General features: G+C 53.1%; 10 protein-coding genes. 6 read left to right on the top strand and 4 right to left on the bottom strand.

The genetic code is table 11. The features are described 5' to 3' along the window. Positions 1-193: 193 nt before the first annotated feature. A complete protein-coding gene (locus tag ACU8YC_RS17455; protein ID WP_446895591.1) occupies positions 194-556 on the bottom strand; it encodes a YibL family ribosome-associated protein in 363 nt (120 codons plus the stop codon). A gap of 292 nt (positions 557-848) precedes the next feature. Between ACU8YC_RS17455 and ACU8YC_RS17450 the strand changes: the two genes are divergently transcribed. Then, positions 849-1,055, top strand: a complete 207-nt coding sequence (locus ACU8YC_RS17450) for a hypothetical protein (protein WP_151216988.1) — start codon at positions 849-851, stop codon at positions 1,053-1,055. A gap of 12 nt (positions 1,056-1,067) precedes the next feature. Here ACU8YC_RS17450 and mtlR read toward each other — a convergent pair whose 3' ends face one another. The 3 genes from mtlR to mtlA form a co-directional block, all read right to left on the bottom strand. Next, entirely contained in the window at positions 1,068-1,658 is a 591-nt protein-coding gene (mtlR, locus tag ACU8YC_RS17445) for a mannitol operon repressor MtlR (RefSeq protein ID WP_151216987.1), read from the bottom strand. Further along, a complete protein-coding gene (gene mtlD / locus ACU8YC_RS17440; protein ID WP_210904139.1) occupies positions 1,655-2,803 on the bottom strand; it encodes a mannitol-1-phosphate 5-dehydrogenase in 1,149 nt (382 codons plus the stop codon). Before mtlD ends, mtlR begins: the two co-directional genes overlap by 4 nt. A 138-nt stretch (positions 2,804-2,941) precedes the next feature. Next, positions 2,942-4,855, bottom strand: a complete 1,914-nt coding sequence (gene mtlA, locus ACU8YC_RS17435; RefSeq protein WP_151216986.1) for a PTS mannitol transporter subunit IICBA — start codon at positions 4,853-4,855, stop codon at positions 2,942-2,944. Positions 4,856-5,388: 533 nt separating this feature from the next. Here mtlA and ACU8YC_RS17430 point away from each other — a divergent pair. The 5 genes from ACU8YC_RS17430 to selB all read left to right on the top strand — a co-directional run bounded on the left by ACU8YC_RS17430 (position 5,389) and on the right by selB (position 10,901). After that, entirely contained in the window at positions 5,389-5,751 is a 363-nt protein-coding gene (locus ACU8YC_RS17430; protein ID WP_151216985.1) for a DUF3302 domain-containing protein, read from the top strand. A gap of 2 nt (positions 5,752-5,753) precedes the next feature. After that, positions 5,754-6,890, top strand: a complete 1,137-nt coding sequence (locus tag ACU8YC_RS17425) for an HlyD family secretion protein (RefSeq protein WP_151216984.1) — start codon at positions 5,754-5,756, stop codon at positions 6,888-6,890. A 70-nt stretch (positions 6,891-6,960) separates the two neighbouring features. Beyond that, positions 6,961-7,569 carry a glutathione S-transferase gene (locus ACU8YC_RS17420; protein WP_151216982.1) on the top strand — a complete coding sequence of 203 codons (609 nt, stop codon included), beginning with the start codon at positions 6,961-6,963 and terminating at the stop codon, positions 7,567-7,569. A gap of 99 nt (positions 7,570-7,668) precedes the next feature. Then, positions 7,669-9,060, top strand: a complete 1,392-nt coding sequence (gene selA, locus ACU8YC_RS17415; protein WP_151216980.1) for an L-seryl-tRNA(Sec) selenium transferase — start codon at positions 7,669-7,671, stop codon at positions 9,058-9,060. Next, positions 9,057-10,901: a selenocysteine-specific translation elongation factor gene (selB, locus tag ACU8YC_RS17410; RefSeq protein WP_151216978.1), complete on the top strand. Its 1,845-nt coding sequence runs from the start codon at positions 9,057-9,059 to the stop codon at positions 10,899-10,901. The genes selA and selB overlap by 4 nt, the downstream gene beginning before the upstream one ends. Positions 10,902-11,044: the final 143 nt, after the last annotated feature.

The following is an 11,044-nucleotide window of genomic DNA, read 5'->3' as shown; positions in this document are numbered from 1 at the left end:
AAAAGTGGCCCTGCCAATATTGTTGTGTAGGGGTAATGACAATGAATGGTTAATCAAATGTTATTTGTTGGCAACGGTAATGTACGCACATTTTAATGAAATGTGAGGTGTTGGTAGGATCTGACTGAAATTGGTAGGGCCAATTGCGAGGGGAAGCGAAGAACCGGGCAAGCGAGTGTTGCCCGGTGGCAGACTAGAACTCGTTTTTCGCGAAGCCCGTCATCTCTTTCAGGCCCATTTCACGGCCAAGTTCGGTCATCGGGTGAACGACGATCAGGCCGCGCACGCTCTTCTTCAGCTTGCCCATGTCGGCCTGTTCTTTTTTGGTGATGGCACGACGGAACGGGAGTTTGCTGAGCTTCTGCGCTTCTTTGCTCAGCTTCTGGCCGTGCACTTCACGCAGTCGTGCGATCTCAGTTTCCAGTGTTTCTTTCTCTTGCTCAAGCTCGGCATATTTGTCGGCGGCTTCAACCAGGGACAGGTCAACCTGCTGGTGGCGGATTGCGTCAAGACGATCGCTCAGGCGTTTAATTTCGTTTTTTTCGACTTCTTTCATAGGATAGCTTCTGATAAAAATAGGATGAATATCCTATAGTATGCGCGCAGAGCGGGATTATTCACAACTCATCGAAGATAAATAATCAAATGCTGTAAGTATTATTCAGCTAATGGTAATGCTACTTTTTTGATTAATAAGGAACTTTAAGCGATAAGATTGGCCATGGCGCTTTTTGTTGGCAGGTTTATAGCGAAGCACGTTTTCCTCAATATAATCGCCCAACCGATCCTAAACTTAAATGAGCAACCGCACAGGCTGGGTGCGGTTAATACATGGAGGAGGGAAGATTATGGCGAAAATAGGTGAGAACGTTTCGGCTTTAATTGATAAGACGGTCGATTTTATGGCTTCTAGCCAGGCTTTTCGCGAATATTTGAATAAAACACCGCCGCGCGACGTAGTCCCTTCTGAAATACCACAGGAGAACGCGCAGCTGTATCTGCAACGTCTGGCGTACTATCGGCAGCTGTATCGACCGCAGCAGGAAGAGAAGTAAGCCGGCAGGCTCTTATTTTTGAAAGGCTTTTTTTAAGCTGATTTTAGAAATCAGCTCGGTCAGGGAAAGTACCATCGTGGAGCGCACCATTTGCTGGTAGCGCTGGATCTGCATAGCGTGCAAACCTGAGTCTGAGGTATCAAACTGTGGCGGCGGCGGGAGTGCCGCCACGCAGTGAAGTTCGCCAAACGGACCAAGAATCTCGTCGTCGGTGAACGCGTATTCATTGCCGTCATGGTTTAACTCTTCCCGCAGCGCCATCAGCAGTTCCGCATCTTCATACTCCGGGCGGCTGAGTACGCCCAGACCGTAAATGAGTTTCAGACGAACGGAAAGATCGCCCAGCGGTCCATCGCCGTCAAGCAACGGTTCTACAGCATATTTTACCGCATAGTCATCTTTGCGAAATACCTGAAGCACAAGGATATTCACCGCCTCGGTGAGCAGTTCTACGGCGGTGATGAGGAAGCTGCGTACGGTTTTGCCAGCATTCAGACGCTCAAGCACACGATTTTCAAAGGCCTGCGTTTGTTCCATTATTGCCTGCATATCTGACAATCTGTCATTTGGGCGCAGGCTGACCTGCGCCACATTCTCAATCATTTGGTCGCGTTATATGCGTTAACCGCCTCCGCCACCACATCACTATTGGCATCCAGACCGGAAACCTGCGCCAGCGCGGCCTGCGGACCTTTTTCGTCAATCAGCGCGGCCAGTTCCTGTGCCTGCGGATCTTCTTCACTGCGATAATGCATCGCTGCTGCAATACCGGTGACCAGATTCGCGTGCGGCAGGCCGTACTCCAGCGTGCCCAGCAGCGGTTTAATCAGACGATCGCCCGCGCTCAGTTTACGCAGTGGCTGACGGCCAACGCGCTCAACGTCATCTTTCAGATACGGGTTTTCAAAGCGACCGAGGATTTTCTGAATATATGCTGCATGTTTTGCCGCATCAAAGCCATAGCGTTTGATCAGTACCGCGCCGCTCTCTTCCATCGCACCTTTAACCACTGCACGGATTTTCTCGTCGAGAATCGCGTCACGGATGGTCTGATGACCGGTCAATTTTCCGAGGTACGCGGTTATAGCATGCCCGGTGTTCAGCGTGAAGAGTTTACGTTCGACAAATGCCATCAGGTTATCAGTTAATTCCATTCCCGGGATGTTTGGCAGTTCGCCTTTGAATTGCGTTTTGTCGACAATCCACTCACTGAAGGTTTCGACGGTGACTTCCAGCGGATCGTTGGTTGCAGAAGCTGAAGGGGGAACGATGCGATCTACGGCGGAATCGACGAAGCCTACATGTTCTTCAACCCAGGCTTTGTCTTCATCTGCCAGCGCGTTCATGACGTGGCCTTTCAACTGGGTTGTTCCGCGCACCATGTTCTCACAGGCGATGATATTCAGCGGAGCCACGATACCCTGCGCTTTGCGTTTCACCAGCCCTTTGGCGATGGCCGGAGCGATACGCTCAAGCACGACCGGACCGACGGCGGTGGTGATTAAATCTACCTGAGCAATCAGGTCGACGACATCATCGCCGATACTGCTTACGGCGTTGACGCCGGAAACGGTATCAACCTGCTCGTTTTCACCGACCACATGAACCTGATAGCTATGACGGGCATTCAGGGCATCGAGCACGACCTGGTTTACATCCGCGAACGTCAGCTGTATCCCCGCGTCCGCCAGCAGTTTGCCGATAAAGCCACGACCGATATTACCTGCGCCAAAATGTAATGCTTTCATAGTATTAACCTTCATTAATGTTTTTACCCAAGAGGGCTGGGGTGAGGGACTGCATAGATTTCCCCTCACCCAAACCCTCTCCCTTGCGGGAGAGGAAACCGTAGGCCCGATTAGCGTAGCGCCATCGGGCAATGGGGTTTACTTACGACCTGCCAGCAGCTCCAGAACTTCATCCACGCTGGTGGTATGGGCCAGACGTTCGATCACGGATTCGTCATCCAGCGCGTTAGTCAGACTGGTGATCACCTGGATGTGCTCGTTGTTACGTGCAGCGATACCAATGACCAGCCGGGCGATATCGTCTTCTTCTTCACCGAAACGTACGCCTTCTGGATACTGGCAGAATACCACGCCGGTTTTCAGCACGCGGTCTTTGGCTTCAACCGTACCGTGCGGTACAGCGATGGACTCGCCGAGGTAAGTTGGGGTCAGTTTTTCGCGGTCCAGCATCGCCTCGACGTACTCTGGCTCAACGTAGCCGCCTTTCACCAATTGCTCACCGGCAAAGCGAATCGCTTCTTCTTTGTTGGTGGCTTTACGGCCAAGGAAGATATTCTCCGCACCCAGTTTGAACAGGTGGGTATCACCCTCTTCAAAGCTGTCTTTCAGGTGATCGCGGACTTTCTCTTCGTTCACGTTGTGGCGCTGCGCAGCGACCAAACGTTCGGTCAGATTGGAGTACAGACCGCTGTCGAGGAAGTTGGTCAGTGAAATGTGCTGTGCCTGCGGAACCTGGCGCATAGCGCGTTCGGTCAGGTCACGGTGGGTAATGACCAGATCCACATCCGGCGGCAGATTGTTGATCGCGCTATTGGTGACGGAAATCTGAGACAGACCGGCATCCTGCACTTTCTTACGCAGTACGCCCGCACCCATGGCGCTGGAACCCATGCCGGCATCGCAGGCAACAATGATTTTACGCACATGGCTCAGGTCGTTGGTAACGTCACCCGCTGCCAGCTGAGATGCGCCTTTGGATTCCGCTTTCATGTCGTTCATACGACGGGTTGCGGCTTCAATGTCATCTTCTTCTTTCACTTTGCTGGTTTTCAGCAGAATGGCTGAGACCACAAAGGAGACCGCCATTGCAGCACAGATAGCTGCGATGTTAGCGAAGTATGCGCCCTTCGGCGTCATTGCCAGTACAGCCAGAATAGAACCCGGAGAGGCCGGAGATACCAGACCGCCGTTCAGGATAGTCAGTGTAAATACGCCAGTCATACCGCCGAGAATAACGGCCAGGATCAGACGCGGGTTCATCAGCACGTACGGGAAGTAAATTTCGTGGATACCACCCAGGAAGTGGATGATAGCCGCGCCGCCTGCAGACTGTTTAGCGCTGCCGCGACCGAAGAACATGTATGCCAGCAGAACGCCCATACCCGGACCCGGGTTAGCTTCAATCAGGAAGAAGATGGATTTGCCCATCTCATGGGACTGCTGAATACCCAACGGTGAGAAAATACCGTGGTTGATGGCGTTGTTGAGGAACAGGATTTTCGCCGGTTCAACGAAGATTGACGCCAGCGGCAGCATGTCATGGACAACCATGAAGTTAACGCCTGCCGCCAGGATTTTGGACAGTGCTTCAACCAATGGGCCAATGCCAAGGAATGCCAGAATGGCGAGGATCATCCCGATGATGCCAGCGGAGAAGTTATTCACCAGCATTTCGAAACCGGACTTGATCTTACCGTCTACCCAGCCATCGAAATGTTTGATAGCCCAGCCGCCCAGCGGACCTGCGATCATCGCGCCGAGGAACATCGGCATATCCGCACCGACGATAACGCCCATGGTGGTGATAGCACCGACCACACCGCCACGCTCGCCGCCAACCAGCTTACCACCGGTATAACCGATCAACAGCGGCAGCAGATAGGTGATCATTGGGCCGACCAGCTTCGCCAGCGTTTCGTTCGGCAACCACCCTGTCGGAATGAATAATGCGGTGATAATACCCCACGCGATAAACGCGCCGATATTTGGCATCACCATGTTGCTGAGGAATCGACCAAAGCTTTGCACCTTGATCTTAATATCGGATGACATAAAAACACCCCTTCTTATGTTTGCTGTCGCGCAGGCTAAAAGCCCGAGGTTTGTTAATGTAGCGGCAGGAGGTAGCCGGACCCTGTAGATACTGCGAAATCTGGCACTGAATCGTTCAACTGTCCAGTCGACGACTTTTAGTGTGATCAATGTCACGTAAATATAGGGTTTACGGTATTACTTAATGTGATTTTGATCACAAATTACCAGTATAAAAAAACATCATTACGCAAGAATGCGCTGAAAAAGACACTTAAATGTGAACTTGTTCACGTTTTTGCTTTGGCTGTTTGTTGAGTATTTGTGATCTGCTTCGCAATAAATATTTGCCTGGATTTCTCCTGGTGTGATCTGGCGCGGATTCTGTTTCATCATCCATTTCTTGTTGCTACCTCGCGAGCCGTCAACCTGCAAATTTTTACCCTGATGGGATGGCGAAAATGACTAACTGCAATTATGTTCAAATTACCAGCCATGACTCCTTTCGGCTGCCTGCAATTGAAAGCTCTGATTAGCGTGAATACGAGGCGGGTATGTTTCTAAACTATTTCGCGTTAGGTGTGCTGATCTTCGTTTTTCTGGTTCTGTTTTACGGAATCATCGCTATCCATGATATTCCCTATAACATGGCTAAGAAGCGCAATCATCCCCATGCCGATGCCATTCATACGGCGGGCTGGGTGAGCCTTTTTACACTGCATGTGATTTGGCCGTTCCTGTGGATTTGGGCTACGCTCTATCAGCCAGAACGAGGCTGGGGGATGCAGTCACACATTACGCCAACCGGAAAGGAACCTGACCCTGAAGTTGCCGCGCTGGCTACGCGCATCACCCAGTTGGAAAAAAGACTGGATGGGGAGAAAAAAGACGATAACTCCACCTTTCCGGAGATTTGATCATGGATTTGTTGATTGTCCTGACTTACGTGGCATTTGCCTGGGCCATCTTTAAAATATTCCGTATTCCTGTAAACCAATGGACGCTTGCCACCGCCGCATTAGGTGGAGTGTTTATTGTGGCGGGACTCATCTTATTAATGAACTATAACCATCCGTATACCTTTACGGCGCAAAAGGCGGTTATTTCAATTCCTCTAACCCCGCAGGTCACTGGAATTGTGAGTGAGGTGACAGATAAAAATAATCAGCTAATTAAAAAAGGCGAGGTGTTATTTAAACTCGATCCCGTGCGTTATCAAGCGCGAGTGGATCGACTGCAGGCTGATCTTGTTACCGCCACGCACAACATCGACAATTTGAAAGCCCAACTTTCTGAAGCCGTCGCCAATACTACCCGCGTTTCCGCTGAACGCGATCGTCTGTATAAAGATTATCAACGCTATTTGAAGGGCAGCCAGGCGAAGGTTAATCCCTTCTCTGAAAGCGATATCGACAACGCGCGGCAGAACTACCTGGCACAGGATGCGCTGGTAAAAGGCTCCGTTGCCGAGCAGACGCAGATTCAGAGCCAGTTAGACAGTATGGTCAACGGGGAGCAATCTCAGGTTGCGTCTCTGCGCGCTCAGCTCGCTGAAGCCAAATACAATCTTGAGCAGACTATCGTCCGTGCCCCCAGCAACGGCTATGTTACGCAGGTGCTGATTCGGCCCGGGACCTACGCCGCCGCGCTGCCTCTTCGCCCGGTGATGGTGTTTATTCCGGAACAGAAGCGGCAAATCGTGGCGCAATTCCGTCAGAATTCGTTGTTGCGTCTTAAACCGGGTGATGAAGCGGAAGTGGTCTTCAACGCGCTGCCAGGCCAGGTATTCTCCGGCAAGCTCACCAGCATTCTGCCGGTTGTGCCGGGCGGTTCTTATCAGGCCCAGGGAGCATTGCAGTCTCTGACTGTGGTGCCGGGTACCGATGGCGTGCTGGCCACGATTGAGCTGGATCCCAATGGCGATGTGGATGCGCTGCCGGACGGTATCTATGCTCAGGTGGCGGTCTATTCCGACCATTTCGCTCACGTTTCAGTGATGCGTAAAGTGCTGCTGCGCATGACCAGCTGGATGCATTACCTTTATTTGGATCATTGAGATCGTCATCACCTGCCATTTACGGCGACCTGAGCCATACTGATATTTTTGTTGGCAAAAAGGACCCGGCATGAAACTCATTGGCAGCTATACCAGCCCTTTTGTGCGTAAAATTTCTATTCTGTTACTGGAAAAGGGTATCACCTTCGAATTTGTGAATGAACTTCCTTATAACGCGGATAGCGGCGTGGCGCGTTATAACCCGCTAGGAAAAGTGCCCGCGTTAGTCACCGATGAGGGTGAGTACTGGTTTGACTCTCCGATCATCGCAGAATACATAGAGCTGCTGGATATTGCGCCAGCCATGCTGCCGCGTGAACCGTTAGCGGCACTCAAAGTTCGTCAACTGGAAGCGCTGGCCGACGGTATTATGGATGCGGGGTTAGTCTCGGTACGCGAGCAGGCTCGCCCCGCCGCGCAGCAGTCAGAAACCGAACTGTTACGCCAGCGAGAGAAAATTACCCGTAGTCTGGATATGCTGGAAGGCTATCTGGCGGACGGTACGCTGAAAACGGATACGGTTAACCTGGCTACCATCGCGATTGCTTGTGCCGTCGGTTATCTCAATTTCCGTCGGATCGCACCCGGCTGGTGTGTGGACCGCCCGCGTCTGGTCAAACTGGTGGAAACGCTCTTTCAACGCGAAAGTTTTGCCCGCACAGAACCGCCAAAGGCTTGATGTGCATGTATGTCCGCCTGAGCAAAGTCACGGTACAATCCTCCCTATATCGATAGCCCTCTCCACGGTGGAGAGGGCCACCAACAGCCAGGCCCTTTCATGACAACCGACATGCGTTCACTCTACAGCCAGCTTCCCGCTATCGATCGTTTATTGCGCGATAGCGCCTTCCCAGCCTTACGTGAGTCTCACGGTCATACCCGGGTGGTTGACCTGCTGCGTCATATGCTCGACGAAGCCCGAGAAGCGATTCGCGACACGCACGCGCTCCCGGCATGGTGTGAGGACTGGGCGCAAGAAGCCAGCGCCCGTCTGGAACGAGAATCGCGAAGCGCGTTGCGTCCGGTGATTAATCTCACTGGAACGGTGCTGCATACCAATCTTGGGCGCGCGTCGCAGGCCGAAGATGCGATCGAGGCGGTGGTGCAAGCAATGCGCACGCCGGTGACGCTGGAATATAGCCTGGATGATGCCGGACGTGGACATCGGGATCGGGCGCTGGCGGATCTACTCTGCCGTCTGACGGGGGCGGAGGATGCCTGTATCGTCAATAACAATGCGGCAGCGGTTTTACTGATGCTGGCCGCCACGGCTAACGGTAAAGAGGTGGTCGTTTCGCGCGGTGAGCTGGTGGAAATTGGCGGCGCGTTTCGTATTCCGGATGTGATGTGTCAGGCCGGATGTGTTCTGCGCGAAGTCGGTACTACCAACCGGACCCATGAGAAAGATTACCGTCAGGCGGTGAATGAAAACACCGGTCTGCTGATGAAAGTCCATACCAGTAATTACAGCATAGAAGGCTTTACGAAGTCGGTGGATGAGGCTGAGCTGGCCGCCATTGGTCAGGAACTGGATGTGCCGGTAGTGGCGGATCTCGGCAGCGGCTCGCTGGTCGATCTCAGCCAGTATGGATTGCCACAGGAACCGATGCCGCAACAGCTGATTGCCGCTGGAGTGAGTCTGGTGAGCTTCTCTGGGGATAAACTGCTGGGCGGGCCGCAGGCCGGGATTATCGTCGGTAAAAAAGAGATGATCGCTCGTTTACAGAGTCATCCGCTGAAACGCGCATTACGGGCTGATAAAATGACGCTGGCAGCGCTGGAAGCGACGCTGCGGCTCTACCTGCACCCGGAAGCGCTGGCGCAGAAGTTGCCGACGTTACGCCAACTCACTCGCTCGCAGGAGGCTGTCCACGCGCAGGCACAACAATTACAGGCGCGGCTTGCTGAGCATTACGGCGATGAATTTGCCTTGAACGTCATGCCTTGCCTGTCGCAAATTGGCAGCGGCTCGCTACCGGTTGATAGGCTGCCCAGCGCAGCATTAACCTTTACCCCTCATGACGGGCGCGGTAGCCGCCTCGACGCACTGGCCGCCCGCTGGCGTGCGCTGCCCGTGCCGATCATTGGCCGAATTTATGATGGCCGTATGTGGCTGGATCTGCGCTGCCTTGAAGACGAGACCCGGTTTATGGAGATGATGCTGAAATGATTATTGCAACCGCCGGACACGTTGACCACGGAAAAACAACGTTATTACAGGCGATTACCGGCGTGAACGCCGACCGTCTGCCGGAAGAAAAAAAACGCGGCATGACCATCGATCTCGGCTATGCCTACTGGCCGCAGCCGGACGGGCGGATACTGGGATTTATCGATGTGCCCGGACACGAAAAGTTTCTGTCTAACATGCTGGCGGGTGTTGGCGGCATCGACCATGCGCTGCTGGTGGTGGCGTGTGATGACGGCGTGATGGCGCAAACGCGTGAGCATTTGCAAATTCTGCAGTTGACGGGCAATCCTCAGATCACCGTGGCGCTCACCAAGGCCGATCGCGTGGATGAAGCTCGCATCAAGGCGGTGCGTGCCGAGGTGCACACCACACTTGAGAACTATGGCTTCGCGGATGCGGTTCTGTTTGTGACGGCCGCCAGTGAAGGCCGTGGAATCGAAGAACTACGCGATCATTTGCTGCAATTGACGTCGCGTGAGCATGCCTGCGATCGCAGCTTTCGCCTGGCGATTGACCGTGCCTTTACGGTCAAAGGTGCGGGGCTGGTGGTGACCGGGACGGCGCTTAGCGGTGAAGTGAATGTCGGTGACACGTTGTGGCTCACCGGCGTCAACAAACCGATGCGCGTACGTAGTCTGCATGCGCAAAATCACGCCACCGATCGCGCACAGGCGGGGCAACGTATTGCGCTGAATATTGCCGGTGATGCGCAAAAAGAAGAACTTAACCGCGGCGACTGGCTGCTTTCTGATGCGCCGCCAGAGGCGTTTACCCGCGTGATTGTCTCTTTAGAACATGCGGCACCGCTGATGCAGTGGCAACCTCTGCATATTCACCACGCTGCCAGCCACGTTACCGGGAGAATCTCGCTGCTTGAAGGGACGCTGGCGGAACTGGTGTTTGATACGCCGCTCTGGCTCGCCGATAACGATCGTCTGGTGCTGCGCGATATTTCGGCCCGCACGACGCTGGCTGGCGCCCGCGTGGTAACGCTCAATCCGCCGCGTCGCGGGAAGCGTAAGCCGGAGTATTTACAATGGCTGGCGGCGCTGGAGAAGTCGCAAAGTGACGGTGACGCCCTGGCTCTACATCTGACGCGTGGAGCGGTGAATATTCCCGACTTCGCATGGGCGCGTCAGCTCAACGGTAACGGCATGCGTCCGTTGATTGAGCAGCATGGCTTTATTCAGGCGGGATACAGTCTGTTGGATGCCACCGTTGCCGCACGCTGGCAGCGCAAAATCCTCGATACGCTGGCGACTTACCACGACCAGCACCGTGATGAGCCAGGACCTGGGCGCGAACGCCTGCGCCGGATGGCTTTACCAATGGAAGACGAAGCACTGGTGCTGCTGCTGATTGAAAAGATGCGTGAGAGCGGCGTCATCCATAGTCATCATGGCTGGCTGCATTTGCCCGATCATAAGGCCGGTTTTAGCGATGAGCAGCAGGCTATCTGGCAAAAAGTAGAATCACTTTTTGGTGATGAGCCATGGTGGGTACGCGATCTGGCAAAACAGACCGGTACGGATGAGCAGATAATGCGTATGGCGTTACGGCAAGCGGCGCAGCAAGGCATCATCACCGCGATCGTTAAAGATCGCTATTACCGTAACGATCGGATTGTGGCTTTTGCCAATATGATCCGCGAGCTGGATCAGGAGAAAGGATCGACCTGTGCTGCCGATTTCCGCGACAGGCTTAACGTTGGACGAAAATTGGCTATTCAGATTCTGGAATATTTTGACCGCATTGGTTTTACGCGTCGTCGGGGAAATGATCATTTATTACGCGATGCATTACTGTTCCCTGAAAAGTAATGAAACAATTAATTCAGGAATTAAATGAATTAATACAAAATAGATATTGAAAGAAATAAGCACATTAGATTATGAACCTAATGTGCTTTTTAATTGTGGGTGTTATTAAAATAACAACCACGATCATATTTTGTTGGATATTT

The sequence above is a fragment of the Citrobacter sp. VF227 genome, assembly GCF_052950715.1.
This window is presented reverse-complemented; position numbering and strand designations above follow the sequence as displayed.